Annotated in this window: 22 protein-coding genes and 1 pseudogene; 11 read left to right on the top strand and 12 right to left on the bottom strand. The window is 69.0% G+C overall.

Translation table 11 applies throughout. From position 1 onward, the window contains the following. Positions 1-101: 101 nt before the first annotated feature. From ACGFY9_RS28630 to ACGFY9_RS28640, 3 genes are all read left to right on the top strand, one after another. Entirely contained in the window at positions 102-653 is a 552-nt protein-coding gene (locus tag ACGFY9_RS28630) for an HdeD family acid-resistance protein (protein WP_393758808.1), read from the top strand. A gap of 176 nt (positions 654-829) precedes the next feature. Beyond that, a complete protein-coding gene (locus ACGFY9_RS28635; RefSeq protein WP_393758810.1) occupies positions 830-1,708 on the top strand; it encodes an LLM class F420-dependent oxidoreductase in 879 nt (292 codons plus the stop codon). 87 nt (positions 1,709-1,795) lie between these two features. After that, complete coding sequence (locus ACGFY9_RS28640) at positions 1,796-3,325, top strand: GMC family oxidoreductase (protein ID WP_393758812.1); 1,530 nt, start codon at positions 1,796-1,798, stop codon at positions 3,323-3,325. A 94-nt stretch (positions 3,326-3,419) separates the two neighbouring features. Here ACGFY9_RS28640 and ACGFY9_RS28645 read toward each other — a convergent pair whose 3' ends face one another. Continuing rightward, entirely contained in the window at positions 3,420-3,872 is a 453-nt protein-coding gene (locus tag ACGFY9_RS28645) for a MarR family winged helix-turn-helix transcriptional regulator (RefSeq protein ID WP_393758814.1), read from the bottom strand. 14 nt (positions 3,873-3,886) lie between these two features. Here ACGFY9_RS28645 and ACGFY9_RS28650 point away from each other — a divergent pair, with 14 nt between their 5' ends. Both ACGFY9_RS28650 and ACGFY9_RS28655 read left to right on the top strand, forming a co-directional pair. Continuing rightward, positions 3,887-4,057: a hypothetical protein gene (locus ACGFY9_RS28650; RefSeq protein ID WP_393759073.1), complete on the top strand. Its 171-nt coding sequence runs from the start codon at positions 3,887-3,889 to the stop codon at positions 4,055-4,057. 442 nt (positions 4,058-4,499) lie between these two features. Further along, positions 4,500-4,835: a hypothetical protein gene (locus tag ACGFY9_RS28655; protein ID WP_393758816.1), complete on the top strand. Its 336-nt coding sequence runs from the start codon at positions 4,500-4,502 to the stop codon at positions 4,833-4,835. Between the two features lie 104 nt (positions 4,836-4,939). Here the strand turns inward: ACGFY9_RS28655 and poxB are convergent, their stop codons facing one another. From poxB to ACGFY9_RS28670, 3 genes are all read right to left on the bottom strand, one after another. Beyond that, positions 4,940-6,673, bottom strand: coding sequence for a ubiquinone-dependent pyruvate dehydrogenase (gene poxB / locus ACGFY9_RS28660; protein ID WP_393758817.1), 1,734 nt, complete (start codon positions 6,671-6,673; stop codon positions 4,940-4,942). A 65-nt stretch (positions 6,674-6,738) separates the two neighbouring features. Beyond that, a complete protein-coding gene (locus ACGFY9_RS28665) occupies positions 6,739-7,530 on the bottom strand; it encodes an acetoacetate decarboxylase family protein (protein ID WP_393758819.1) in 792 nt (263 codons plus the stop codon). 74 nt (positions 7,531-7,604) lie between these two features. Then, positions 7,605-8,147 carry a MarR family winged helix-turn-helix transcriptional regulator gene (locus tag ACGFY9_RS28670; protein WP_393758821.1) on the bottom strand — a complete coding sequence of 181 codons (543 nt, stop codon included), beginning with the start codon at positions 8,145-8,147 and terminating at the stop codon, positions 7,605-7,607. Positions 8,148-8,304: 157 nt separating this feature from the next. On the opposite strand from ACGFY9_RS28670, the pseudogene ACGFY9_RS28675 reads away from it, so the two are divergent. After that, positions 8,305-8,748: pseudogene (locus tag ACGFY9_RS28675) on the top strand (YceI family protein); the annotation flags it as partial. Positions 8,749-8,892: 144 nt separating this feature from the next. Beyond that, a complete protein-coding gene (gene wrbA, locus ACGFY9_RS28680; protein ID WP_393759058.1) occupies positions 8,893-9,495 on the top strand; it encodes an NAD(P)H:quinone oxidoreductase in 603 nt (200 codons plus the stop codon). Positions 9,496-9,559: 64 nt separating this feature from the next. On the opposite strand, the gene ACGFY9_RS28685 is transcribed toward wrbA, so the two are convergent. Further along, positions 9,560-9,862 (bottom strand): tautomerase, encoded by a 303-nt coding sequence (locus ACGFY9_RS28685; protein ID WP_393758823.1) that lies wholly within the window; start codon positions 9,860-9,862, stop codon positions 9,560-9,562. 394 nt (positions 9,863-10,256) lie between these two features. On the opposite strand from ACGFY9_RS28685, the gene ACGFY9_RS28690 reads away from it, so the two are divergent. Next, positions 10,257-10,898, top strand: a complete 642-nt coding sequence (locus tag ACGFY9_RS28690; protein WP_393758825.1) for a thiamine pyrophosphate-binding protein — start codon at positions 10,257-10,259, stop codon at positions 10,896-10,898. Positions 10,899-10,969: 71 nt separating this feature from the next. Next, positions 10,970-12,208 carry a cytochrome P450 gene (locus ACGFY9_RS28695; protein WP_393758827.1) on the top strand — a complete coding sequence of 413 codons (1,239 nt, stop codon included), beginning with the start codon at positions 10,970-10,972 and terminating at the stop codon, positions 12,206-12,208. Between the two features lie 54 nt (positions 12,209-12,262). On the opposite strand, the gene ACGFY9_RS28700 is transcribed toward ACGFY9_RS28695, so the two are convergent. The 5 genes from ACGFY9_RS28700 to ACGFY9_RS28720 all read right to left on the bottom strand — a co-directional run bounded on the left by ACGFY9_RS28700 (position 12,263) and on the right by ACGFY9_RS28720 (position 19,980). Next, positions 12,263-14,446, bottom strand: a complete 2,184-nt coding sequence (locus ACGFY9_RS28700; RefSeq protein WP_393758829.1) for an alpha-galactosidase — start codon at positions 14,444-14,446, stop codon at positions 12,263-12,265. A gap of 76 nt (positions 14,447-14,522) precedes the next feature. Further along, the gene (locus ACGFY9_RS28705) at positions 14,523-15,872 is read right to left on the bottom strand and encodes an ABC transporter substrate-binding protein (RefSeq protein WP_393758831.1); all 1,350 of its coding nucleotides are present in this window, start codon (positions 15,870-15,872) and stop codon (positions 14,523-14,525) included. 18 nt (positions 15,873-15,890) lie between these two features. Then, on the bottom strand, positions 15,891-16,829 hold the full coding sequence (locus ACGFY9_RS28710) for a carbohydrate ABC transporter permease (protein ID WP_393758833.1): 939 nt from the start codon (positions 16,827-16,829) through the stop codon (positions 15,891-15,893). A 13-nt stretch (positions 16,830-16,842) separates the two neighbouring features. Continuing rightward, positions 16,843-17,856 (bottom strand): carbohydrate ABC transporter permease, encoded by a 1,014-nt coding sequence (locus ACGFY9_RS28715; RefSeq protein ID WP_393758835.1) that lies wholly within the window; start codon positions 17,854-17,856, stop codon positions 16,843-16,845. A gap of 33 nt (positions 17,857-17,889) precedes the next feature. Continuing rightward, positions 17,890-19,980, bottom strand: coding sequence for a fibronectin type III domain-containing protein (locus ACGFY9_RS28720; protein ID WP_393758837.1), 2,091 nt, complete (start codon positions 19,978-19,980; stop codon positions 17,890-17,892). 403 nt (positions 19,981-20,383) lie between these two features. Between ACGFY9_RS28720 and ACGFY9_RS28725 the strand changes: the two genes are divergently transcribed. Together ACGFY9_RS28725 and ACGFY9_RS28730 are read left to right on the top strand one after the other, a co-directional pair. Further along, the gene (locus ACGFY9_RS28725) at positions 20,384-21,535 is read left to right on the top strand and encodes an ROK family protein (protein WP_393758839.1); all 1,152 of its coding nucleotides are present in this window, start codon (positions 20,384-20,386) and stop codon (positions 21,533-21,535) included. Between the two features lie 42 nt (positions 21,536-21,577). After that, the gene (locus ACGFY9_RS28730; protein WP_393758841.1) at positions 21,578-23,908 is read left to right on the top strand and encodes a glycoside hydrolase N-terminal domain-containing protein; all 2,331 of its coding nucleotides are present in this window, start codon (positions 21,578-21,580) and stop codon (positions 23,906-23,908) included. A 21-nt stretch (positions 23,909-23,929) separates the two neighbouring features. On the opposite strand, the gene ACGFY9_RS28735 is transcribed toward ACGFY9_RS28730, so the two are convergent. Both ACGFY9_RS28735 and ACGFY9_RS28740 read right to left on the bottom strand, forming a co-directional pair. Next, positions 23,930-24,688: an SDR family NAD(P)-dependent oxidoreductase gene (locus ACGFY9_RS28735; protein ID WP_393758843.1), complete on the bottom strand. Its 759-nt coding sequence runs from the start codon at positions 24,686-24,688 to the stop codon at positions 23,930-23,932. A 33-nt stretch (positions 24,689-24,721) separates the two neighbouring features. Beyond that, positions 24,722-25,924, bottom strand: coding sequence for a mandelate racemase/muconate lactonizing enzyme family protein (locus ACGFY9_RS28740; protein ID WP_393758845.1), 1,203 nt, complete (start codon positions 25,922-25,924; stop codon positions 24,722-24,724). Between the last annotated feature and the right edge of the window lie 44 nt (positions 25,925-25,968).

Consider the following 25,968-nt stretch of genomic DNA (forward strand, 5'->3'; position numbering starts at 1 on the left):
CGTATGACAGATCGCGGCGGGAAAGCGCGATCCTAGCCTTCGTGGCGAACCCCGGCCTCGGGCGAACAACGAGGCGACACCCTCGTATGTGGAAGGTGACCATGTTCAGTTCACCCAACGTACTCCTCTCACGCGGTCTGCTGGCAGTCGCCCTCGGCGTGGTCTCCGTCGCGTGGCCCGGCATCACGATCGGCGCCTTCGTGATCCTCTTCGCCGTCTACGCGTTCATGACCGCGGCGACGGACAGTGCCCGCGCTTTCGCCAGTGACAGGGTGGGACCCGTCCTCGGGTGGCTGCTGCTGGCCCTGCTGTCGTTGGTGTCCGGCGTGGTCGCGCTGGCGTGGCCCGGCATCACGGCCCTGGTCCTCACGATCTGGATCGCCGCATGGGCGCTGACGACCGGCGCCATGGAGATAGCCCTGGCCTTCCAGCGCGGTGAGACGGCGGGAGAACGGACCTTGTTCCTGTTGACCGGGGCGGTGGCGATCGTCTTCGCGTTCTCGCTCTTCGTCCGCCCGGACATCGGCGCGGCCTCGCTCGCCACGGTCTTCGGCCTGTTCAGCCTCGTCTACGGCGTCTCGTCGGTCTTCGCCTCGTTCGAGGCGCGGCGTCACGGTACCGACGCGAGCCGCCACGAACCGGTCGGAGTCTAGGACTTCGGCGGGGGTCAGCCGCGTGGCGCCGATCATCAGCGGAGACGGCGCCACGCGGCACCGGCCGATTTGGAGGGAGCTATCGCGTGTCGCATTTCCTTGCTTGACAAAGCATATATTGGACCGGGCATACTCGATGGCGATCGTTCCAGCGGTTCACACCCCGGAAGGCCCGCATGAACCTCGGCATCGCCATCGCGGATTTCACCCGGCCCGGTGGCCCGCAAGGCATCGCTCGCCATGTGGGCCGCCTGGCCCGCACGGCGGAAGAGTTCGGCTTCACCCGTATCGCCGTCATGGATCACCTCTTCCAGATCGGCATCGTGGGCGCCTCCGAGCGGGAGATGCTGGAGGCGTACACCACGCTGGGCTACCTGGCCGCATCGACCGAACGCGCGGAGCTACTGGCCCTGGTGACCTCGGCCGGCTACCGCGAACCGGGACTGCTCGCCAAGATGATCACCACGCTCGACGTCCTCTCCGAGGGCCGCGCCGCCCTGGGCATCGGCGTCGGAGCCGGCTTCAACCTCGCCGAGGCACGCGGACTCGGCCTGCCCTTCCCTCCGGTCGCGGAGCGGTTCGAGCGACTGGAGGAGACGCTTCGGATCTGTCTGCAGATGTGGAGCGACGACGAGAAGCCCTTCGAAGGGCGGTACTACCGACTGGAGCGCACGCTCAACTCCCCCACCTCCGTGCGGCGTCCACGCCCGCCGATCCTGATCGGCGGATCCGGCGAGCGGAAGACACTCCGGCTCGTCGCGGAGTACGCGGACGCCTGCAACCTCTTCCACGGACCCGACCTCCAGCACAAACTCGACGTACTCCACCGGCACTGCGACGACGTCGGGCGTAACTATGACGAGATCGAGAAGACCGTCCTGCTCCCCCTCGACCCCGGCGCACACGGCGAGAACATCCGCGTCCTGCTCGCGGAGCTGCGCCGACTGGACCACCTCGGCATCGACCACGTCATCGGCCCGGTCCGCGGCTCCGATCAGCTTGCTGCGCTGCACCTGCTGGGCGAGCGCCTCATGCCGGAAGTGCTGGACATCTGACCGCGCACACCGAACACACGGCACTTCACACCAACACCGTCTTATTTGCTTGCCAAAGCATATAGATACAGATTCGAGGAGATGCACATGAGCACCACGAGCGAACACCCCGCAAACGGAGCGGATGTCGTCATCGTCGGCGGAGGTTCCGCAGGCGCCGTACTCGCCGCCAGGCTCAGTGAGGATCCGCGGCGCACGGTCCTGTTGATCGAGGCGGGCCCCGACTACCCGGCCGACCGGGTACCCGAAGGGCTGCTGACCCCGCATGTCCTGGCCGACCCGGACCACGACTGGGGCTACACCGCACGTGCCACCGACCTCGCCCCGAGCATTCCCGCACCGCGCGGCCGGGCCATGGGCGGCAGTTCCGCGGTGAACGCGGGGGTGGCGATCCGGGCGCGCGCGGCGGACTTCGCCGCCTGGGGCGAGCGCTACGGGATCAAGGGCTGGTCGTACGACGAAGTCCTCCCGACCTTCAGGGACATGGAGAACACACCCACCGGCGACGACGCCCACCACGGCCGCAGCGGCACCTTCCCCGTCCGACAGTGGACGTACGACGAACTCACGTCCTCGCTGCGGGCGTTCGTGGACAGCGCGGCGGACATGGGGTTCCGGCGGAACGACGACTTCAACGGCGCCCGGCAGGACGGTACCGGTGGCTATCCGGTCAACATCGTCGACGGTGTGCGCCAGAACTCCGCTCTGGTGTATCTGACGCCGCAGGTGCGCAGCCGCCCCAATCTGACGGTGCTGAGCGACGTCACGATCGACAAGGTGATCATCGAGAACGGTGCGTCGCGAGGCGTCGTGGACGCGTCGGGCGCGGTCTTCCGGGCCGGTGAAGTCGTACTCTCCGCGGGAAGTTACGGCAGCCCGGCCATCCTGATGCGCTCAGGCGTCGGCCCGGCCGAGGATCTGCGGGCGCTCGGCATCGACGTGGTCGCCGATCTCCCGGTCGGCCGCCGGCTCCAGGATCACCCGTTCTTCCACTCGCTGTTCGCTCTCGCTCCCGAGCACCAGACCCTGACGTACGCCTTCGGAGCCCATCTGTGGCTCGCCTCGCCCGAGGCGCAGGCCGGCGAACTGGATCTCAGCATCGTCGCCACCCACCTGCCGGACGGTTCCTTCAGCCCCACTGGCGGGGCGATCCTCCTCGCCGCGGCCGTCACCCGGCCCGAGTCGCGCGGCTCGGTACGGCTGGCCAGTCGCGATCCCCACGACGCGCCGGTCATCGACAACAACTTCCTCGCCACGGCCAGGGACCGCGATCGCATGCTGGAGGGAGTGCGGCTCGTACGCCGTCTCGCGAGCACCGCGCCCTTGGCGGGTGCGGTGGCCGCCGAACTCGTACCGGGTGACGCCGTGCGGAGTGACGAGGAACTGGAGACGGCGATCGCGACCGGAATCGCCACCTACGGCCACCCGACCTCGACCGCGCCCATGGGCGGCCCCGGGGACGAGTGGGCCGTCGTCGACGAGTCGGGTGCGGTGAACGGGCTGACGGGGCTGCGCGTGGTCGACGCCTCGATCATGCCCGAGGTCCCGTCGACGGTGACCAACGCGACCACCATCATGATCGCGGAGCACATGGCCCGCCGGGTGTACGGGAGTTGACGCCACGCGGCGCTCCGTCACACGGAAGGTCCCGGACACGAGGAGCGTGTCCGGGACCTTTCCCGTTCGGCATGACGACGACGGATCGGGGCCGTCAGTCGAAATTCTCGACCACCGTTTCGAACTGCCGCACCATGGCCGACAGCGACCGGCCGTCGAGATGGTCCATGACCCGCTTGCGGGCGCTCGCCAGGTGTATCGGATACGCCGCCTGGAGCCGCTTCAGCCCTTCCGGGGTGAGGGTCGCGACATTGCCCCGCGCGTCACCCTCGTAGCGCCGCTTGACGACCTGGCCGCGGCTCTGCAGCGCGTCCACGACGCGGGTGATACGGCTCGCCGAGAGGGCTGTCGCCGCGGCGAGGTCCGCCATGCGGAGCTCCTGGTTCTCGGCCTCGGACAGGCTCATCAGCACGACGTACTCGGTGAGCGTCAGCCCTGTCGATCGCAGCAGATCGTCGTCCAGCGAGCGGGGCAGCGCGACGATGACACGCATCAGGGCACGCCAGAAGCGCTCTTCCTGCGCGGTCAGGGCATCGTCAGCGGTCATCCGTGCAGGTTAGCGTGCTCAAGCAAGGAATCTCAACCTACGACATCCCGCCCGGCCCGCCTGGCGATGAGGTGGTCAACTCGACCGATGCCGCCACAACCCGCCAGTGGTACGCACAGCACCTGGGCATCGCCGCCGGGCCGCACGCGTCGGTCCACCACGTCGCCTTCGAGCTGCGCGGATGAGTGACAGCACGTCCGCACCTCTGCCGGCCCTGGGTATCTGCTTCGAGGACTACGAGTACCCCAGATCGGCCGTATCGCCGCTGGCCGCGTCATCCGGCTCACGCGCGAACTGGGCGGCAAGTGCCCCGACATCGTCTTCGCGGCCGCCGACCTCGCCGCGGCCCCCCAGGGCGCTGTGGAGGCTGAGCAGAACGGCGCCACGCTCGTGACCGGCGGCCGGCCGACCGGGAACGGCTGGGTCGTCGAGCCGATGTACGGTTTTCCCGTTCGGCTCCGCGCTCGGGGGAATATCCATGTAGGCCATCGAGACCTGTTGCAGGTCACTGCTGAGCGGCAGGAACCGGACGGGGTAGGTGTCCCCGTGCCGGTGAACACGTTCAGGACACCGTCGGGCAGGCCCCACCCGGTTGCTCTCCGGGCCGCTTCGAGCATGGTCGCCGAGGTGAACTCGGACAGCTTGGCCACGACGGTGTTGCCGGACCTGGACGGCGTCGAGCAGGCCGTGCTGAGCCTGATCGGGTTCAAGGGCCCCGACTCCGTGGCCCAGACGCTGTCCGGCCTGGGTGACCAGCTCATCGACCACTACATCAACAAGGCCAAGCGGACCGGCGCGTCATGGACCGAGTCGGAACAGCGCGTCCGCGACGCGATCGAGGAAACGCTGCCGCCGGCCGGGAAGAAGGCACTGCGCGGTCACATCGCGTTCCGGTCGGAGACCAAGGAAGCCATCGGGCAGGCCAGCCGCGCAGATCCCGGGCAACCTCGGCCTCACGGCTGACCAGTTGACCGGAACGGTCACGACCGAGATCGCCCAACGGCTCGCCGAGCGCGAGAGGCAGTGACGCGGCGCTCGGTCGCCGTGGAGGACCGGGCCGGCGCAGGCTAGGAGGAGAGGTGCCGCACGACATTGGTGCGGGCCAGCTCAAGGAGTTCGTCGCCGCGTCCCGACAGAACGGTGCGGGCCGCGTACAGGGCGAAGCCCTTGGCCTGGTCGAGCTTGATCGTCGGCGGAATGCTCAACTCCTGGCGGGCGGTCATCACTTCCACCAGTGCCGGTCCGGGATGCGCGAACGCGGCGCGCAGGGCGTCCGGCAGGTCGGCCGGGCGCTCCACCCGGCTTCCGTGAATGCCCAGTGTCGTGGCCACGTCGGCGAAGTTCGGGTTGTCGAGGTCCGTGCCGAAGTTGACCATACCCTCGGCCTTCATCTCCAACTCGACGAAGCTCAGGGCCCCGTTGTTGAAGACCACGATCTTCACCGGGTGATGTTGCTGCTTCAGCGTGATCAAGTCGCCGAGCATCATGGCGAGTCCGCCGTCTCCGGACAGCGCGACGACCTGCCTCTGCGGGAACGCGGACTGTGCGCCGATCGCCTGGGGAAGCGCGTTCGCCATGCTGCCGTGGTTGAACGAGCCGATCAGCCTGCGCCGGCCGTTCATGGTCAGGTAACGCGCGGCCCAGACCACCGGTGAGCCGACGTCCGGGATGAACACCGCGTCCTCGGAGGCCAGTTCGTCGACGACCTTGACCACGTACTGCGGATGGATCGGCGTGCGGTTGTGATCGTCGACGGCGAGCCGGTCGAGGGCGGCGCGGGCTTGGACGTAGTGGTCGCGCATCGTGTCCCGGTGCCGGGAATCGGTCCTCGGCGCGAGCTTCGGGAGCAGTGCCTCGGCGGTGTCCCGCACCGTACCGACGAGCGCCAGGTCCACCCGCGTGCGCCGCCCGATCTGCTCCCCGCGCAGATCCACTTGCACGGTGGTGGCGTGCTCGGGCAGGAACTGCCGGTACGGAAAGTCCGTGCCGAGCATCAGCAGTGTGTCGCACTGTTCCATCGCCCGGTAGCCGGAGGTGAATCCCAACAGCCCGGTCATGCCGACGTCGTACGGGTTGTCGTACTCGACGTGTTCCTTGCCCCGCAGCGTGTGCACGACCGGTGCCCGCAACGCCCGGGCGAGCTCGACGAGTTGGCCGTGCGCGCCCGCGCAGCCCGCGCCCGCGAGGATCGTGATCCGGCCGGCCTTGTTCAGGACGTCCGCCGCGCGCTCGATCTCCGGATCACTGGGGCGCACCACGGGCGCGGTGGGCAGCACCGTGGCCGCCTTCGGCCTGTGCTCGGGCCGGTCCAGGAGGACGTTGCCCGGAACCACCAGGACGGAGACGCCGCTGCGTTCGACGGCCGTGCGCAGGGCGATGTCCAGGAGGTGGGGGAACTGGTCGGGCGAGGAGGCCAGTTCGCAGAAGACGCTGCACTCGCGGAACACCTCCTCGGGATGTGTCTCCTGGAAGTAGCCGGTGCCGATCTCCGAACCGGGGATGTGCGCGGCGATCGCGAGGACGGGAACGCGGCTGCGCTGCGCCTCGTACAGCCCGTTGACCAGGTGCAGGTTCCCCGGCCCGCAGCTGCCCGCACACACCGCCAGCGATCCGGTGGTCGCCGCCTCCCCCGCGGCCGCGAACGCCGCGGCCTCCTCGTGCCGGTAGTGCTCCCAGGCCATCGAGGGGTTCCTGCGCAGGGCGTCGGTCAGTCCGTTGAGCGAGTCCCCGGGCAGCCCGTGGATGCGTGAGACGCCGGCGTTGCGCAGGCCCTCCACGATGAGGTCGGCGATGGTGGACATGAACTTCCTCTCGTTACGACACCGCGGTCGTCGTTTCGGCTACGGGGCGAGCGGCGCCCGTCCCGCTACGCGTCCAGCCGGCGTACGTCCGTCACGCTGTAGGACATCGAGGCGCGGAAACCGGCGCCGGTGCGCACGGGAGCCAGGTCCGCCAACTCCTCGCCCCTGGCCGCGAACAGACTGATGTCGCCGGTGCCGGTCCACACGTCGGCGAGTCGCCGGTCGTTGAACTCGGCCATCACCAACTCGTGGACGGAGGGCTTGTCGTACTGGCCGGAGACCAGGCGCGGGAAGTGCCGGAGGTTGACCGTGGGGCGGGCGAACAGGGCGGCCGGGTCGGGCGCCGGCTGCTGGAGCGTGACCGTGGCCTCGGCGAGGGTGTGCCCGGCCGCCGACATGGACGCGCCGAACCGCCCGCCGGGCGCGAGAGTCGGCGACGCGCTGCCGGGTGCCGCGAAGACACGGGTCTGGTGGACCGCGCCCAGTTTCTTCGGGAAGCCCTGCACCCAACCGCGGGCCAGGGCAAGGTCGTTGTCGACGTAGATGTACGGGCACCACGACACGGGCTGGTTCTGCCAACGGGCATCCACCAGCACCATGAACTCGCGGTACTGGCTGCGCACCGGGTCGAGGTACTCGTCGTGTTCGGCGGAGAACTGCCAGTCGATGAACAGCGCCACCGCGCGCCCGTCGGAGTCCGGGTCGGGGGTCAGTCCTTCGGGAAGTGTCGCCTCGGCGGCGGCCGGGTCCGTCCAGAACTCGACGCCGACGATGTCTCCGGCGTAGTGCCATGGCGGGGCGGAGGCGAGGTTCGCTTCTCCGCGCGGTGACAGCGGGTAGGTGTAGCCCTGGAGCATGGGGGCCTCCTCGGAAGACGGGCGGACCGGGACGGCACACCATGCTTCCCCGGGAAGACCGGGCCCGGCTTGGGTCACATGACTGCTTCGCCGTACACGGAAGTCCGCACGCGGCACGCGCAGCCCGCCCGGCACTGGGAGTGGAGCGGATCGGCCACCGCCTCCAGCTCCTCGGCCAGCTGGTGAACCAGGGCAGGGTCGAGCCGGCCCATGACACGTCGGCGCGCGCTGGCCAGATGAGCCGGATATGCGCCCGACAGCCGTTGCCGACCGGCTTCCGTGAGTACGGCCATGCTCCCCCGGGCGTCCGTCGCATGAGGCCGCTTGACCACCAGGCCCTGCACTCGCAGGGTCTCAACGAGCCGGGTGATGCGGCTCGCGGACAGGGCCGTGGCGCCGGCCAGGTCGGTCATGCGCATGCGGCTGCCGTCCGCCTCGGAGAGGTGCATCAGGACGATGTACTGGGTGAGCGAGAGTCCCGTGGAGCGCAGGAGATCCTCGTCGAGCGCCCGGGGCAGCGCCACCAGCAGTCTCTGAAGTGAGCGCCACAGGCGTTCCTCCGTGCCGCTCAGCGGTTCTGGCGCGGGTGGGATCGCGGGGTTCTGCGACGTCGGCATCTCGCCCCCTCCTCTCCGAAGCTCCCGATATGAACACTGAACCACAATCACTACTTGCTTGACAAAGCATTTTCCACGAGGAGAAGATACTTGCACAAGCAAGCACTAGCGCCGCACGGGCCGTCCCGCGCGACCACAAGCGAGAGGCCACAAGGGCATGAGCGTTCAGTTGCCCCCCGCCGGGACGTACGAGGTCGATCCGGCCCGGTCGTCCCTCACCTTCACCACGCGGCACATGTTCGGGCTGGGCAAGGTGACGGGCACGTTCCAGGTGGAGTCCGGCCGCATCACGGTCACCGCGCCGGTCACCCGGTCGACCGCACAGGCCGTCATCGAGGCCGGCAGTTTCCGCACCGGCACGGCCAAGCGTGACGACCACGTGCGCTCGCCCGCCTTCCTCCACGTGGACCGCCACCCCGAGATCAGATTCGAGTCGACCAGGGTGGCCCGCGGCGAGGACGGCGCCTGGGTCGTCAAGGGGCTCCTCACCGTCCGCGGACACCAGGCACCGATCGAGCTGACGGTGGACTCCCTGTCCGTCGAGAACGAATCGCTGCGGATATCGGCCACGGCCACCGTCGACCGGTACCGCCACGGCCTGACCGCCTCGAAGGGTCTCGCGGCCCGCCGGCTGCGGCTCTCCCTGACCACCATCGCCCATCCCGACCCGAGCACGGCGGCTCCCGTCGTCGACAGCACGGCGGCATCTGCCGTCGAGACCACAGAACAGCGAGAGGAACTCCCGATGTCCCCCAAGATCGCAGTCATCTACTACTCGTCGACCGGCACCGTGCACGAGCTGGCGGAGTCCGTGGCGGAAGGTGCCCGCAAGGAGGGCGCGGAGGTACGACTGCTGCGTGTGTCCGAGCTCGCCCCCGAGGAGGCCGTCGCCGCCAACGACGCGTGGTCGGCGCACGCGGCGGCCACCAAGGACATCCCGGTGGCGACCCCGGCCGACATCGAGTGGGCCGACGCCGTGGTCTTCGGCAGCCCCACCCGGTTCGGCAACATCGCCAGCCAGTTGAAGCAGTTCATCGACACGCTCGGCGGGCTGTGGGCGCAGGGCAAGCTGGCCGACAAGATCTACAGCGGCTTCACGGCCACCGCCACCGCGCACGGCGGCCAGGAGTCGACGCTGCTCGCCCTCTACAACTCTGTCCACCACTTCGGCGGCATCATCGTCACCCCGGGCTACACCGACCCGGTGAAGTTCGCCGACGGCAACCCCTACGGCACCAGCCATGTCAACGGCCAGGGGGCGATCCCGGTCGACGACACCGCGCGTGCCGCCGCCCTGTACCAGGGCAAGCGCGTGGCCGCGGTCACCGCGCAGTTCAAGGGCGCGTAGCAGCAGAGCAGCTGGATGCCGGCGGCCGCCTCGGGGCGGTCGCCGGCATCCGGTCGTCGACGGTTCAGACCTCGCCGCGGCGCGCCAGCCACGCTTTCTCCTCGCCGGGCTCGGGCAGGACCTGACCGCCCTCGACGGCGGAGCGGGCGGGACTGTCCTCGATCACCACCATGACGTGGTCCTCCTCGACTCCGGTGACGCGTACGGCCGTTGAGGACAACTCCAGCGCCAGTCGCGTCGTGTCCTGCTGCGGATGCCCCCGTCGCGCCCAGCCCGTGATGATCAGTGGCGTCCCCGGCACGCCGCTGGTGAAGACGCTCTCCGAGGGCGGCTCGGAGAAGATCACGTTGACGTAGGCCGTAGGCACATGGTTGATCGCCGCGTGGATCCGGTGATCTCGGCCGCCAGCGAAGCCTTCGACTCACTGGTCAGCGAGCCCTGCGCCGCAGTGCAGGTATAGACGGGCATGCCGGCTCCTCGCGGTTCGGGGGCGCGCCCAACGGGTGGCACCGGCGTTACGGTTCCCCATGCCGGGGACTCTCGGCTTCCGCCATCCGACCGAGGCCGAAACCGCAGACGGCACACGGGAAGCAGCGGGCGACGCGATCGCACGGGGCGGCAGGCGTTTGCGTCATCGGACGGAGGCCGTACCGGCCGCGCCCGGGCCACGATGTCAGACATTCCGTCATACGTCCCCCCACCATCGGGCTCGGCACGAAAGCCGGCAGGTTGCCATGACTCAACCGTCCACCGTCCGTACTGTGACCTACGATCTGCTGCGGTCTCTCGGTCTGACCACCGTCTTCGGGAATCCGGGGTCCACCGAGCAGACGTTCCTACAGGAGTTCCCCGACGGCTTCACCTACGTCCTGGCCTTGCAGGAGGCCTCCGCCATCGCGATGGCCGACGCCTTCGCCCAGGTCACCCGCCGGCCCGCGCTGGTCAACGCGCACTCCTCGGCCGGGCTGGGCAACGCCGTGGGCAACCTCGTCGCCGCGTACGTACCACGGCAACACCCCCTGATCGTCACCTCGGGGCAGCAACACCGGGAACTTGTCATCGGCGAGCCCTACTTGGGCAATCGCGAGGCGACCACACTGCCCAAGCCATGGGTGAAATGGTCGTACGAACCCGCACGCGCCGAGGATGTCCCGGAGGCGTTCATGCGGGCCGCACCCAGCCCCAGAAGGCAATGCTGTAAAGGCTGTTGGGGGGCGATTCACTGGAGCCCCCTTCGTGTCGCGACGGGAGTAATCATGGATCTCGGCGATCTCCTTGCTGCGGTGCCGTACGATCTCGGCCGCCCGGTAGGACGGGCGGGTTCGGCTCCCCTCCCACCGGGTCGCCAAGCGCCAACCAGCCCTGTGCTGACGGCAGTTGATCACCCGGCGACCATCCAATGAACACCTTGACATGCCCCTTCTTCAACGCAATGCTTGCCGACGAAAGCAACAACTTCGGGTGGGAGACCGCGATGACCACAAGCACCCCGGGCGACAAGGGCGGCTCGCTGCGGGCGGTACTGGAAGGCGCCGCGTTCCAGGCGGACCCGCACGCGGTGCTGCGGCAGTTGACGGATTCCGGAGCCGCCCACCGCTGCGAACCGGACGGTGCGCCCCCGCAGTTGCTGATCACGGGATACGACGCGGCACGCCAAGTGCTCACCGATCCCCGCGTGTCCAAGCGGAGCGAACGCGCTGGGCTGGAGCCGGGCTGGCTGATGAGCGGTGTCCGGGACGAGGTCGGGATCGACTACATGCTGACCGTGGACCCACCCGACCACACCCGCCTCCGCACACTGGTGACCCGCGCCTTCACTCCGCAGCAGATCGAGTCCCTGCGGCCCCGCACGCAGGAGCTCGCGGGCCGCTTCGCCGACGATGTACTCGCCCTGGAGTCACCGGAGTTGGTCGACGGCTTCGCCGCCCGCGTCCCCATCGCCGTGATCTGCGAACTGCTGGGCGTGCCCCTGGACGACTGGGACAGGTTCCGCTGGGCATCGGAGCAGATCGTGTCCCCGGTCGCCGGCAGTGACCGGGAGGAGGCGTACGTCTGGATGAGCGGGTATCTGGCGGAGCTGATCGCGGGCAAGCGGGCCGACCCGGGCCAGGACCTGCTGAGCGCGCTGGCCAACGACACCGTCGAGGACCGGCTCACCGACCCGGAGTTGGTCGGTATGGCCTTCCTTCTCCTGATCGCCGGGTACGAGACGACCGCCAACCTCATCGGGGCCGTACTCCTCGGACTCGCCCAACAACCGGACCTGTTCAAGGCGTTGCGGGCCGATCCCTCCCTCGTGCCCGCGGCGGTGGAGGAGTTCCTCCGTCTGGACGGCCCGGTGCTCACGGCGACCGAGCGCTTCGCCACCGAGGACATGCGGGTGGGTGAAGTGCCGGTGCGCCGGGGCGAGATGCTGTTGGTGTCCCTCGCCGCGGCCGACCGGGACCCGGCCCGTTTCGAGGAGCCGGACTCCTTCCGCCTCGGGCGGTCGGCCGGCCATGTCGCCTTCGGGCACGGCGTCCACCACTGCCTGGGAGCACCGTTGGCCAGGATGGAGGCCACGGTCGCGATCACCGCGATGCTGGAGCGCGTCGAGAGTCTGGAACTGGCCGTGGACGCGGCCGACTTGGAGTGGACGCCGGGTCTGCTGATGCGCGGAGTGCGGCGGCTTCCCGTGTCGGCCGTGGTTGCCGGGAGCCCGAACTCCGTTTGATGTAGGGGAACTCGATGTCGGAGGAATGGACGTCAGGGGACATCCTCGCCTCCTTCAGTCCTGGCGACGGACCTCGATGAGGAGTGCCTGCTCGGGGTTGAGGGTGGGCATGGGCAGGCCTGCGGTGGCCAGCACCGAGCCGGGCAGGGTCAGCCAGTCCTCCTGCGCGGCCGTCAACCACGCTGGCGACGCGATCTGGTGGAAGGAGGGCAGGCCGAGTTCGGTACGCACCCGGAGTTGGTAGCGGGCGTCGGGACCCAGACCGGGAAAACGCGTCCGGCCGGACTGCCCTTCGGGCGAAGTGGCCACCCTGGCCCAGGAGTACAGCGCCCTTGAGCCGTCGTCGGCCACGACTCCGTGCAGTATCCGAGCCTCGTCCTCCAGGTCGGCACGCACCGTACGACCGCTGTGCAGCAGCGGGCGCAGTTCGCGGTACAGGGCGCTCCAGGCGGTCAGCCTCGTCAGCTCGTCCTGTGAGCACTCGACGAGGTCCTGCTCGATGCCCGCGTGGCCGAAGAGGGCGGTGATCAGGCGGAACGTGTCGGCGGTGACGCGTCCGGTGGTGTGGCTGCGCGCGGCGCCGACGTGGGTGCCGACGAGTTCGGGCGGGAGGAGTTGGACGGTCCAGCTCTGGATCGACTGACGTTCCACGGGGTCGTTGCAGTCCGAGGGCCACACGCGGTCGGTGCGGTCGAGTACGCCCAGGTCGACCCGGCCGCCGCCGCTCGCGCAGCTCTCGATCTCCAGTCCGGGATGCCGTTGCTTGACCGCGTCCAGCAGCCGGTACAGCGCCTCGACCTGGGCATGGCCTGCGGGACGATCGCCCAAAGTGTGTACGGCTTCGAGGAGTTCGCGGTTGTGGTCCCATTTGAGGAAGGCGATGTCGTAGCTCCCGACGAGCGCGTCCAGTGACTTCAGCAGATAGTCGAAGACCTCGGGGCAGGAGAGGTCCAGGACGTGCTGATGGCGGGCGGTCGGGCCGAGGCCCGCGGCGGGACCGAGGATCCAGTCGGGGTGGGTGCGGGCCAGGTGGGAGTCGAGGTTGACCATCTCGGGCTCCACCCAGAGGCCGAAGTCCATGCCCAGCGACCGGACGTGGTCGGCGAGCGGGCTGAGTCCGTCGGGCCAGACGGTCGGGTCGGCGAGCCAGTCGCCGAGGCCCGCGGTGTCGGCGCGACGGCCGCTGAACCAGCCGTCGTCGAGAACGAACCGCTCGACCCCCACCGCGGCGGCGCGCTCGGCCAGAGCTCGCAGCCGACCCAAGTCGTGGTCGAAGTAGACCCCTTCCCAGCTGTTGAGCACCAAGGGACGGGGGCCGCGCGGGTGTTGGGGTCGTGCGCGCAGATGACGGTGGAAGCGGTCGGCGATGCCGTCCAGGCCGTTCGGCGACCAGGCGAAGTGGCAGCGGGGAGTTCGGTAGGTGTCGCCGGGTGCGAGGCGGATCTCGCCCGCGCGGAGGAGTTCGCCACCGCCGAGCGCGGAGGCGTGGACGCCTGCGCCTTCCGGGAGTTGCTCGACGAGGTAGCGCTGGTCGCCGCTCCAGGCCACGTGGACGGCCCACACTTCGCCGGTGCCGAATCCGAAGCCGGGTACGCCCACTGTCAGAAGGTGCGGCGAGTCGACGCCGGGCTTTCCGCGTCGTACGTCGCGGACGTGTGCGCCGTGGTGCAGCGGGTGGCGTTGCGGGGAGCGTTCCCTGCTCCACTTCCCGGTGAAGTCCAGGATCTCGGTGGCCCGGCGCGGGAGAGGCAGCAGGGTGAGGGCGCCGGCCAGGTCGTAGGGCGTCGAATCGGCGCTGTCCGCGCGGGAGATGACGGCGTCGGCGGTGAGGATGCCGTGGGGGTCCAGGGTGTAGGTGAGGGTGATGTCCAGTGCGGATGCCGCGTCGGTGAGGTCCAGTTCGAGTACGCCGCCGCCGTCGGGGTTCGTGTGGTGGGTGGACCCGGTGAGAGCCGGGCGGGGTGCGGTGGCGGTGCCCGCCCGGTGGCCGTGGTGGGCCGGGGTGCCGGACCAGCCGTCGGCCTCGGTGGGCCAGACGGTGAAGCGGCGCGGTATGTCGGGAGCGTTGTTGAGGATCGCGGGTTCGGCGGTCAGGCTCAGGGCGGTCAGGTCGTCGGGGGTGAGGTCGCCCAGGTCGGCTCCCCAGTGCAGGACTCGGGGCACCGGTTCGGTGAGCTCCACGGCGAGGCAGGTGCCGGCCGCGCGCAGGCTGACGATGCGCGAGGGGGTTGTGGGCATGCACTCTCTTTTCGGGGAGGGCGGCGGGACGCGCCGTAGGGGACGCGTCCGGCCGCGGGGCGCCAAGGGGCGGCTGTTACTTCTGAGTGAGGATGCTCTTGGTCTTGGACTGCATGTCGGCGAAGACGCTGTCGCTCTTCTGTCCGCCGAAGTAGCCCTCGATCAGCGGCTCGATCGCGTCCTGCAGAGCCGCGCCGTTGCGGAAGTCCGGTGACGGGTAGAGCTCCTTGTTCTTGAGCATGTCGGTGAAGACCGAGAGGTCGACGCCCTGTGCCTTGAGGGCCTTGGCGGAGGCGTCCATCGAGGCGGGGATGGACGGGAAGAAGGTGCCGGTCGCCGACGCCTTGGTCTGGCAGGCCTCGGAGCCCATGTAGGAGACCCATTTCCAGGCCAGGTCGGGGTTCTTGGTGCCCGCCCAGATGGTGTTGCCGTTGGAGTTGCTGAAGACGGCACGGGTCTTGTTGTCGGGGCCGAGGACCGTGGGGGCGATGCCGACCTTGATGTCGGGGATCTTGGCGAAGGTGGACGCCGTCCACGAACCGCCGGTCTCCATCGCGACCTTGCCCGAGGAGAGCAGGTCGACGTCGGACACGGTGTTGGTGAACGTACCGATCTTGGGGGCGTATCCCTTCGCCACCAGGGTGCGGATCCAGTCCATGGTCTTCACCAGGCGCGGGTCGTTGTAGTTCAACTGGGTCGGCCAGTTGGCCTTGTTGCCGAGCCGCCAGCCCGTCGTGGAGACGAAGGAGCTCCAGGTCGTCTGGCCCAGAAAGTCCTTGGCGGCCAGCTGACCGAAGCCGTACGTCTTGATGTTCGCCTTGTCGAATCCCGGCTGGTCACCGCGTCGGCCCTTCGAGTCGACGGTCAGGTGGGCGATCATCTTGCCGATCGTGCCGCCGTTGTCGGGGTTCCAGTTGAGGTTCTGGACGTCCTTGGTGGTGTAGCCGGCCTTGGTGAGCATGTCGGTGTTGTAGTAGAGGCCGGTGGCGGCCCAGTCCAGGGGCAGGCCGTACTGGTGGCCGTCGGTGTACTTCCACGAGTCGACTCCGACGGAGAACCTCGACAGGTCGAACTTGTCCTTCTTGATGTAGTCGTCCAGCGACAGGAGTTGGTGCTGGTCGGCGTACTGCGGGAAGAACTGGACGCTGTTCTGGAAGGCGTCGGGAGCCTTGCCCGCCACGAAGCCGGCGGTGAGCTTGGTGAAGTAGTCGGTGACGCCGTACTGGGAGATCTTCACCGTGACGCCGGGGTTGGCCTTCTCGAAGTCCGTGGCGCAGACCTTGTAGGCGGCCGCCTGTTTGTCGTCCCAGGTCCACCAGTTGAGGGTCGAGGAGCCGGAGCTGCTGCTGGAGTTGGAGGAGCAGGCGGACACGATGGCCGTCAGCGTGAGCGCGGCTCCGAGTGCCACGGCCTTGCGAACTCTCATGGTTCCTTCTTTCGCTGGTCACTTGAGGCCGGAGAAGCCGATGGAGTTGACGATGCGTTTGCCGAAGGCGAGGAAGAGCAACAGCATCGGCATCGCCGCGATGAGGGCGGCGGCCATCAACCCCGCCCAGTCGGGGGCGGCTTGGGGCGAGGACTGCTTGAAGACGCCGAGGGCGAGGGTGAGGGGCTGGACGCTCTGGTCGTTGGCGATCAGCAGCGGCCAGAAGTAGTCGTTCCAGGCGTTGACGAACATCAGCAGCGACACGGTGGCGATCGGCGCGGACGTCATCGGCAGGATGATCCGGAAGAAGATCCGCAGCGGTCCCGCGCCGTCGATGATGGCTGCCTCCTCGACCTCGCTGCTCAGGCCGAGCATGAACTGCCGCAGGAAGAACAGCGTGAAGGCCTGGAAGAGGCCGCCGGGGAGGATGAGTCCGGCAAAGGTGTCGGTGAGGCCGAGGTCCTTCACGAGCACGAAGTTGGGCAGCAGCGTGAACACGCTGGGCACCATCAGGGCACTGATCAGGATGTTGAACACCAGGTCGCGGCCACGCCAGCGCAGTCGGGAGAACGCGTAGGCGGCGGCTGCCGAGATGAGCACGATCATCGCCGTCTGTACGGACGCGTAGATCACCGAGTTGCGCAGGTAGAGCGCGAAGTCGAGGGAGGCGCCGGAGCCGCCCTGGGCCTGGGCCGACGCGGTGGAGGCGATGCCCAGGGCCCGTTCGAAGGCGCCCCAGGTGAAGCCGACCGGCAGGAGCGAGGACGGGCGGGTCGCCAGTTTGTAGTTGTTGGACAGTGCGGTGCGCAGGATCCAGTAGAACGGGAAGAGCGTGACGAGGACGATGACGCCGAGGTAGGTCCAGGCGACGACCCTCCCGGGTGAGAACCTGCGGGCGGTCTCCCGGGTGGGGCGGCGCGGGACGGCCGCCGGGCCGGGTGCGATGGTGACAGCCATGAGGGCGGCCTCCTCAGTTCAGGTCGGATTCGTTGGCGCGGGCGAGCCGCAGCTGGGTGAAGGTGACCGCGATGAGCAGGGCGAACAGGGCGAGCGACATGGTGGCGGCGTAGCCGAAGTCGAACTGCCGGAAGGCCTTGTCGTAGATGTACATCTGCAGCACGTTCGAGGCGTTGGCCGGACCGCCCTTGGTGGTGACCTGCACGATGTCGAACACCTGGAAGGAGTTGATCACCGTCAGGACAACCACCATGACGAGGATCGGCCGCAGCAGGGGCACCGTGAGCCGGCGGAACATCTGCGCCTCGCTCGCGCCGTCGACCCGGCCGGCCTCGTAGATGGTCGACGGGATGGTCTGCAGGCCGGCGAAGATCAGGAGGGCGTAGTAGCCCATCCACTTCCAGACGCTGATCGCCGCAAGCGATGGGATCGCCCATCCCCCGCTGCCGAAGAACAGGATGGAGTGGCCGGTCAGGTGCTTGAGGGCGATGTTGACGATGCCGAGGGTCGGGTCGAGCATCCACTGCCACACCAGGGCGGCGATGACGTTGGAGATCAGGAACGGCAGCAGGATCACGCCGCGCAGGACCGACGACCGGGTCACCCGGTGCAGTACGACCGCGGTCACGAGGGAGATCGCCGTGCCGAAGACGACGGACAGCAGGACGAAGTAGACGGTGACGAGGAGCGAGTGCCAGAAGACGTCGTCCCCGAACAGTTCCCGGAAGTTGGCCAGTCCGACCCATTGCGGTGGGCTCAGGACGTGGAAGTCGGTGAAGCTGAGGTAGATGCCGCGCAGGGTCGGATAGGCGTAGAAGGTCGCGAAGCCGACGACGGCGGGCAGGATGAGGAGCAGGGCGACCGGCAGGTCCCGGCGTCGTGCCGCCGCAGACCTGGTGGCGGTGGCGCGCCGTGTTTTCCTGGTCGGGCCCTTGCCCGGTGAGGTGGCCGTGGTGGCCACCGCGCCCGGCTCACCGGACCGCGGTTTCACCGGCGTTGCGTGGTTGCCCTGTGATGTGACCACCACAGCACCCTCCTTCGTGCGGTACGAACTGATGGATCAGACGGTGATCTTGTCGATGTCCGGGGCGTAGTCGGTGGCGTTGCCGAAGCGGAGCGTGTTGTCCCCGGCCTTCAGCGGTACCGGGACGGTGAGCGACTGCGAGGCACCCCAGTTGTTGTCGTTGGTGCCGGGCACCGGGATCTGGAGGATGGTGTCGCCGACGGACAGGTCGATGACGCGACTTGAGTCGCCGTCCACGTAGTCCAGCTTCAGCAGATACGTGCCGTCCTTCGGCGCGGTGACGTGGTTGACGGCCACCTCACCGCCTCCGAGATTGCCGACCTTCTGTTCACCGGAGCAGCTGTCGCAGCCCGCGACGACGGAGTTGCCGGTGAGGGTGTTGCCGGGCGCCTCGGCCTCGTAGGCGGTGGGTCCGCCGGACGCGGGCGTGGTGACTCCAACTGCCTTGCTGGGAGCCGACGTTCGGCCCTTGGCGTCGCGGGCGACGACGGTGAAGGTGTGGGCGTTGGCCGCGCTCAGCCCCGTGACGGTGGCTGCGGTGCCGGTACTGGTGGTCACCGGCCGGCCGTCGGCGTAGACGGTGTAGCGGGTGACGGGCGAGGCGTCGGTGTTCACCTTGTCCCAGGCCAGCGAGACGCTCGTCGCGGTGGCGGCGGTGCCGTGCACGCCCAGCGGAGTACCGGGGTCGGTGCCCTGCCTGTTCGGTGTGAAGGTGAAGAGCCGCGAGCCGTGTGCCGGCAGGTTCTCCGTCAGGTGCCTGGAGACACGGCCTAGGTTCTTGTGCTGCCACAGGTCACGGACCGAGGCCGTTCCGCCGATGCCGAGGTCGGCGAAGTCAGCGGTGACATCGGCGGCTTGGGAACCCAGGTTGAACAGTGCGACGGTGTAACTGCCGTCCGGATTACGGGCGTACCAGGTCTGCTGGTTGGTGGTCTGGCTGACGGGACGTGCGGGACGACCTGCCTGGTCCACGGCGATGACCTCGTCGTTGGTGAGCAACTTCAGCCCGTACGCGTCGAGTTTGGTGAGGTCGTCACCCGAGTACAGCGGTGCCGACTCGATGGCCCACAGGGTCGCGTAGCTCTGCCGCTCGGCCTCGGTGAGACCGTCCATGGCGCCGACTCCGACGTTCAGGGAGTCCAGGTTGTTCCAGTGTCCGGGCCCGGCGTCGTCGATCCACTGCACGACGTCGTTCCAGCGCACCTTCAGGGAGTTGTTCCACGTCACGAGCGTGTCGCAGTAGCACTCGACGTCCGTGTCGATGCGCCAGCCGTTGGAGTTGGCCTTCCAGGTCGCCGCCTGGGTGTGGCTCAGTGACCAGGACAGCGTCAACTGGACGGGCCGGCCGGTCTGTTGGAGCGCGGTGTGCCAGGCCTTCACGTCCGAGGTGTTGTCGTGGTCGGCGCCTCCCTGCGCCGAGCCCGGGCCCACCCCGTCGACCTTGAGGAAGTCGACGCCCCAGCCCGCCAGTTGGTCGGCGAGGGAGTCGACGTACTTCTGCGCGCAGGGGTTGGCGAAGTCCATCTTGTACGCGGAGTTCCACCCGTTGGTCTTGCGCAGATCGGGATAGACGATGTCGGAGGTGGTGCAGCCGGGCGCGTCGTGGATGGCGGTCGTCCCGTCGCCGTACGCGGCGGGGTCGAGGCCGACTGCCAGGTACAGCCCGAACTTGAGGCCCTTGTGGTGGAGGTAGTCGCCCAGGGACTTCATGCCGTGCGGGAAGGTGGTGGCGTTCGGCTTCGGGCGGGCGTACTGGTCGAAGCCGTTCACCCACCCCGCGTCCACGTTGATGTACTCGTAGCCATGGGACTTGAGCTTCGACGCGACCACGTCCGCCTGCTGCTTGACGTGTGCCTCGGTGAGCCAGTTCACCCCGCCGTAGCCGGGGTAACTGGTGGCCTCCAGGCTCCAACTGCTCCAGCCCATGTACGGCTTGGCGGCGAGGACGGCTTGCTGGCGGTCCGCGCTCGTCGGCGCCGGGGAGGAGTCCGTCGCCGACGCGGCGGTGGGTGCCGCGAGGGACACCACGAGTGCGGTGGCGGCCAGGACGGGCAGGTGCCGGAGGCGCGGACCGCCCGCACGGAGTCTGTGGCGTACGGAGGATGCGGGTCCTGCTGGACGAGCCATGTGTTTACTCCATCTCGGCGCGAAAAGGCACGGCGGGGCCTGGGAAGGACCGGAAGTGCCCCTTGCACGGTCAGCCGCATGGGGAATTGGTGAGTGGGCGTTCGGATCCGCCCAAGTGGCCGTAAGGCAACGCCCGTTGGAGAGCGCGGCCCGCGATGACGTGAGCGGCCGGTCGAGGAGGAAACCGGCCGCCACCTGCGTCGGTGGACGTCCCATCCACCTGTCGTGAGGTGCCGCGAATGTAGTCAGGCTTTTCTTCCAGCGTCAACATATTGCGCAGCGCGAATCATCGACATTCGTGGAAAGAATGGACCGGGATTCGGGCGATGAGTGAAGAAGACGTGCACAGAACGCCGCGATCCTTCTTCTATCTTCTTTTCCAATGGAAATGTATGGTCGCCGCATGACGCTCGCCGATCAGCCACCCGCGGCCGCTCTGCTCTTCCAGACCCTCCTCGCCCACGGCCCACTCACACGCGCCGAGATCGGGCGCCGTACCGGTCTGTCGGCCGGTGCGGTCACCAAGGTCGCCACTCCCCTGCTGACCGACGGCTGGATCAACGAGCTGGGCCGCTCGACCGAGCGCACCCAGGGCCGGCCGGCCACCCTCATCGCGGTGCGTGGCGAGCGCGCCCGCTTCGTGGGCGTGAAGATCACCGGTGACGAACTCATCGGCACGCTCACCGACTTGACCGCACGACCTCTGGCCACCGCGCGGGCCGTACTCGGTTCGCGTGACGTCGGCACGGTCGTCCTGGCCGTCGCCCGGCTGGTCGACCAGTTGAACGCGAAGGCGGCACCGCACGCACCGGGCGCGCTCCACGGCATCGGCGTCACGATCTCCGGGGACGTCGACGGCCACACGGGAACGGTCCAGTACTCCCCCTTCCTGAACTGGCGCCGCGTGCCCCTGGCCCAACTCGTAGAGACGGCAACGAACTTGCCGACCGTCATCGAGAACGACGTCCGTGCCCTGACCGTCGCGGAGCAGTGGTTCGGCGTCGGGGTCGGGCTGTCGTCCTTCGCCCTGGTCACCGTCGGCGCGGGCATCGGCTGCGGCATCTCCATCGGCGGCCGGGTCGTCTCCGGTGCGCACGGCGTCTCGGGAGAGGTCGGCCACCTCCCGGTGGGCGGCACCGACCGGGTGTGCACCTGCGGCAACACCGGCTGCGTCGAGGCCGTCGCCTCCACTCAGGCGATCACGGAACAGGCCCGCCGTGCGACGGGCGACCCGGCGCTGACGATGGACGGCGCGGTCCGTCTCGCCCACGCCGGCAACGCCGACGTCCGCGCGGTCTTCGCCCGGGCCGGCCACGCCCTGGGCCTGGCGCTCGCGTCCGTGGCCAACCTCATCGGCCCGGAGCGCATCATCATCTCCGGTGAGGGCGTGGCCACTTACGACCTCTACGAGGACCAGATCCGCACCACCTTCGCCGCCCGGGCCTTCGGCGCCGCGGCCGACTGCGACCTCGTCGTCAGACCCCTCCCCTTCGAGGAATGGGCCCGAGGAGGCGCCGCCGTGGCCGCGCAGCACGTCTTCGCCCCGGCCAAGTAGCCCTGTGGATCGCCCCTTTCACACGCCTTGAAGGTGAACACCATGCTGAAAGCTCTCCCCGACCAGGCCTTCCGCGATGTCCGCGTCCCACCCGGAATCCTCCGCTACGACCGCCCCGCCACCCGCTGGTTCGAAGCCCTCCCCATCGGCAACGGCCGCCTGGGCGGCATGGTCTACGGCGGCACCGACAGGGAGCGGATCCAACTCTCCGAGTCGACCGCATGGTCAGGCGGCCCTTCTACTGCAGACCTGAACCCGACCGCCCAGCAGCAGGTACCCCGCATCCGCCAACTCCTCTTCGCGGGCGACCACGCCGAAGCGCAGCGGCTCGCCGCCGAGCATCTCCCGGGCAAGGCACCGTCGTTCGGGACCAACCTGCCCCTGCCCGAAGTCCAACTCACCTTCCCTGACGGACTTCCGGCCCAGCACTACCGTCGGACGCTGGACCTGGACACGGGCCTCGTCACGGTCACCTACGCACAGGGCGAAGTCCGGTTCACCCGCGAGGTGTTCGCCACCAACCCGCACGGCCTGATCGCGGTCCGCCTCACCGCGGACCGGCCAGGATCGCTGGCCTTCACCCTCTCGATCCGGGACGGCGTACTCCCCGGGACCACCACGGCGACCGACTCGTCCGTCACCTTCAACGGCCACGCGTACGAGAGCCTGCACAGCGACGGACGGCAGGGCGTCGCGCTGGAGATCCACGCCCGCCTCGAAGCCGGCGGCGGCACCGTCCACCGCGCGGGCGACGAACTTCGCCTGGAAGGCGCCGACAGCGCGGTCGTCTACATCGCCGTAGGAACGGACTGGGCAGGAGCGGACCCCCAAGTGCGCGCGGAATCGCTGCTGTGCGCAGGCCTGGAGGCCGGTTACGAGTCGGTCCGGGCGGCGCACATCGCGGACCATCAGGCGCTGATGCGACGGGTCTCCCTGGATCTCGGTTCGGCGCCGCCCGAACTCACCGCCCTGCCCACCGACGCCCGTCGCGAGCGGCTCGCCTCCGGGAAGGCCGATGACGAACTCGTCGCGCTCTACTTCCAGTTCGGCCGTTACCTGACGATGGCCGGTTCACGGGCCGACTCCCCTCTGCCGCTTGCCCTGCAGGGTCTGTGGAACGACGGTCTGGCGAGCAGTGCGCCCTGGACGAACGACTTCCACCTGGACATCAACACCCAACAGAACTACTGGGCAGTCGAGTCGACCAATCTGGCCGAGTGCCACGAGCCGCTGTTCGGGCTGTTGGAGAAGCTGGCGGACCAAGGCCGGGCGACCGCCGCGGAGTTGTACGGCGCGCCGGGCTGGGTCGCCCACACCGTGACCAACGCCTGGGGCTACACGGCACCCGGTTCCGGCATCGGCTGGGGCATGAACGTGACCGGCGGGGCCTGGCTCGCGCTCCAGTTGTGGGAGCACTTCGAGTACGGGCGCGACGAGACGTTCCTCCGGGAGCGCGCGTATCCGGTCCTGCGCGGGGCCGCCGAGTTCCTCCTCGGCTACGCGGTCGAGGAGCCGGAGCACGGCCTGCTCGTCACGGGGCCGTCGGAGTCGCCGGAGAACTGGTATCTCGCGCCCGACGGCAGCCGGTGTTCGGTGTCCATGGGGGCCACCGTAGACCGGGTGTTCATGGAGGCCGTGCTGCGGATCTGCGCGGAGAGTGCCGAACTCCTCGGTGTCGACGCCGAGTTGAGGACCAGGATCGCCGCCGCGCGCCGCCGCCTCCCGCCGTTCCGCATCGGACGGCACGGGCAGGTCCAGGAGTGGCTGCACGACTACGAAGAGGCCGAGCCGAGCCACCGGCACACCTCGCATCTCAGCGCCCTGTTCCCGGAGCGCCAGATCACCCCGCGCGACACACCGGACCTCGCACGCGCCGCCGAGGTCACCGTCGAGCGCAGGCAACAGGCCCCGGGCTGGGAGCAGACCGAGTGGGTCGAAGCCAACTTCACCGTCTACTACGCCCGTCTCCTCAACGGCGACGCGGCCCTGAAGCACCTCACCAGCCTGATCGCGGACACCAGCGAGGCGAACCTGATGACGTTCTCCGCCGGCGGGGTGGCCGGCGCGGCGCAGAACATCTACTCCTTCGACGGCAACTCCGGCGGCACGGCGGGAGTAGCCGAGATGCTGCTCCAGTCCGACGGCCGGGACGTGGAGCTGCTGCCCGCGCTGCCCACCGACTGGCCGGACGGAAGTGTGTGCGGACTGCGCGCCCGGGGCGGTCTCACGGCGGATATCCGTTGGCGCGACGGGCAGTTGGCCGTCGCGTCGATCCGGGCGTCACGGGCTGCGGACGTACGAGTGCGCTACGGCGCCGATCTCCTGGAAGTCCAGCTCGCCGAGGGAGAGACGCTTGCCCTCGGCGTCGGCTGAGGGCAGGCGTCGGTGACCGAGTCACTGGGCGATCTGACCGCCGTCGACGAGGAGGGTCTGTCCGGTCATCGCCGTCGCGTCGAGCGCCACGAACGCGACAGCGGCCGCGATCTCCTCGGCCTCCAGCAGCCGGCCCATCGGGATCTGGCCGATCCACTGCGTCATCCGCTGCGGATCGTCCATCCCGACCGTGTCGAGAATCGGGGTGCGGGTCCGGCCCGGCGCGACGGCGTTGACCCGGACCCCGTACCGCGCCCATTCGACCGCGAGCGAGCGCGCCAGCTGGGAGACGCCGGCTTTCGCGACGTCGTAGGCGACGTGGTACTCGGGGTTGGTGCCGATGAAGGCGGCGATGGACGAGATGTTCACGATCGAACCGGACCGTCGGCGCACGAAGTGGCGGCCGAACTCACGGCTGGCCACGAAGGTGCCGGTCAGGTCGACGTCGAGGACGCGGTGCCAGACCTCGTCCGTCACGTCGAGGGCGTCGTCCTCGTGGGCGATGCCCGCGTTGTTGACCAGGACGTCGACGCGGTCGAAGCGTCGTACGACCTCGCCCGCCACCCCCGCCACGGCCCGGGGATCGGACACGTCGAGGGACAGGAAGTCGCCGCCCACCTCCTTGGCCACGGCGGTGCCGGTCTCGGTGTTGCGGTCGGTGACGACGACCCGTACGCCTCGGGCGGCGAGGGCCACGGCGATGGCGCGCCCGATGCCCTGGCCCGCGCCGGTCACGACGGCCACGCGGTCTTCGGTGTGCCTCTGGGGCGACTCGGTCATGTCAGTCCTTCCGTCGGTGGAGGGGCAGGGGTCTCAGAGGGTCCTGGTCGAGCCCACTCCAGGGATCTGCCATCGCATCCGCGCGGCGGAATCGATCGCCGTCGAGGCGCCTGGCCCGTGCGGCCGCTCCATGAGCCCTTCGCGTACGACGCTGCGCTCGACGAAGGCTTCCTGCGTCCAGGGGATGAACTCGACGAGGGGCGGCACCTCCGAGAGGACGGTGCCGACCAAGTGCTGGTGGACCTGCATCATGTCGCCGGCGTGCGGCGCGAACCGCAGGCCCCGTGCCGCCGCGTGCGCCGCGATCTGCAGGAACTCGGTGACGCCGCCGACCCGGGTGACGTCGGCCTGGACGACGCGGATGGCGTCGGCGGCCATGAAGGAGGCGAACTGGTGGTAGGAGTAGATGCTTTCGCCGGCCGCCACGTCCAGCCGGGTCGACGACTGGAGGCGGGCGTGGGCCTGGAGGTCGTCGGCGTGGACGGGTTCCTCGACCCAGTCCATGGCGGCTTCTTCCAGGACCGGCATGATCTGGTTCGCCGTCGACAGGTCCCAGCGCTGGTTGGCGTCGCACATCAGGGTCACGTCGTCGCCGAGGGCCCGCCGGACCGCGCGCACGCGTCGGGCGTCCTCGCGCCAGTCCGAGCGCCCCACCTTGATCTTCACCCGGGACCAGCCGTGGTCGACCAGCGAGGTGAGATCCCGGACCAGTCCGGAGTCCGTGAGGTTGAGCCAGCCGCCGTCGGTGTTGTACGCCTCGACGCTCTCCTGCGTGCCGCCGAGCAGCCGCCACAGGGGCATGCCGGCCCGCTGCGCGGCGAGGTCCCACAGGGCGATGTCGACCATGGCGAGGGCCATGTGGACGACTCCGGCCCGGCCGATCCAGTGCGTGGGCAGCCAGTACAGGCGCTTCCAGGTGCCGAGGACGTCCTCCGACGAGGTGTCCAGAAGGGCGTCGGCATAGTAGGAGAGGATCACGTCGGAGAGAAGTTCGGGAGCGCAGTGCACGCCGGAGATCCCCGTCCCGACCAGGCCGTCGGCGGTGCGGATCTCGACCACGGGCACCGTCCAGTGCGCCATGGCGGCCGTGGAGTCGGCGATGGGCCGCTTCAGGGGCACGGCGAGGGCGTAGGTCTCCACGGAGGTGATCACGGCACCGTCGTCGCCGCGAAGAAGGTCCGCTCCCCGCGCGGACAGCAGCCCGCGGGCGGTGCCGAAAGAAGTCTCGTCGGTCATTGTTCAAGTCGGCCATGGCCGTCGGAACTCGTCAACAGCGAAAT

This window comes from Streptomyces sp. NPDC048504, from assembly GCF_043200035.1.
Lineage (GTDB): Bacteria > Actinomycetota > Actinomycetes > Streptomycetales > Streptomycetaceae > Streptomyces.

Excerpts from the sequence above, each read along its gene's own strand:
- ACGFY9_RS28720 (WP_393758837.1), bottom strand. The coding sequence starts at position 19,980 with ATGGCTCGTCCAGCAGGACCCGCATCCTCCGTACGCCACAGACTCCGT.
- ACGFY9_RS28645 (WP_393758814.1), bottom strand. The coding sequence starts at position 3,872 with ATGACCGCTGACGATGCCCTGACCGCGCAGGAAGAGCGCTTCTGGCGT.
- ACGFY9_RS28725 (WP_393758839.1), top strand. The coding sequence starts at position 20,384 with ATGACGCTCGCCGATCAGCCACCCGCGGCCGCTCTGCTCTTCCAGACC.
- ACGFY9_RS28730 (WP_393758841.1), top strand. The coding sequence starts at position 21,578 with ATGCTGAAAGCTCTCCCCGACCAGGCCTTCCGCGATGTCCGCGTCCCA.
- ACGFY9_RS28640 (WP_393758812.1), top strand. The coding sequence starts at position 1,796 with ATGAGCACCACGAGCGAACACCCCGCAAACGGAGCGGATGTCGTCATC.
- ACGFY9_RS28735 (WP_393758843.1), bottom strand. The coding sequence starts at position 24,688 with ATGACCGAGTCGCCCCAGAGGCACACCGAAGACCGCGTGGCCGTCGTG.
- ACGFY9_RS28635 (WP_393758810.1), top strand. The coding sequence starts at position 830 with ATGAACCTCGGCATCGCCATCGCGGATTTCACCCGGCCCGGTGGCCCG.
- ACGFY9_RS28710 (WP_393758833.1), bottom strand. The coding sequence starts at position 16,829 with ATGGCTGTCACCATCGCACCCGGCCCGGCGGCCGTCCCGCGCCGCCCC.
- wrbA (WP_393759058.1), top strand. The coding sequence starts at position 8,893 with ATGTCCCCCAAGATCGCAGTCATCTACTACTCGTCGACCGGCACCGTG.
- ACGFY9_RS28700 (WP_393758829.1), bottom strand. The coding sequence starts at position 14,446 with ATGCCCACAACCCCCTCGCGCATCGTCAGCCTGCGCGCGGCCGGCACC.
- ACGFY9_RS28630 (WP_393758808.1), top strand. The coding sequence starts at position 102 with ATGTTCAGTTCACCCAACGTACTCCTCTCACGCGGTCTGCTGGCAGTC.
- ACGFY9_RS28670 (WP_393758821.1), bottom strand. The coding sequence starts at position 8,147 with ATGCCGACGTCGCAGAACCCCGCGATCCCACCCGCGCCAGAACCGCTG.
- ACGFY9_RS28665 (WP_393758819.1), bottom strand. The coding sequence starts at position 7,530 with ATGCTCCAGGGCTACACCTACCCGCTGTCACCGCGCGGAGAAGCGAAC.
- poxB (WP_393758817.1), bottom strand. The coding sequence starts at position 6,673 with ATGTCCACCATCGCCGACCTCATCGTGGAGGGCCTGCGCAACGCCGGC.
- ACGFY9_RS28695 (WP_393758827.1), top strand. The coding sequence starts at position 10,970 with ATGACCACAAGCACCCCGGGCGACAAGGGCGGCTCGCTGCGGGCGGTA.
- ACGFY9_RS28705 (WP_393758831.1), bottom strand. The coding sequence starts at position 15,872 with ATGAGAGTTCGCAAGGCCGTGGCACTCGGAGCCGCGCTCACGCTGACG.
- ACGFY9_RS28740 (WP_393758845.1), bottom strand. The coding sequence starts at position 25,924 with ATGACCGACGAGACTTCTTTCGGCACCGCCCGCGGGCTGCTGTCCGCG.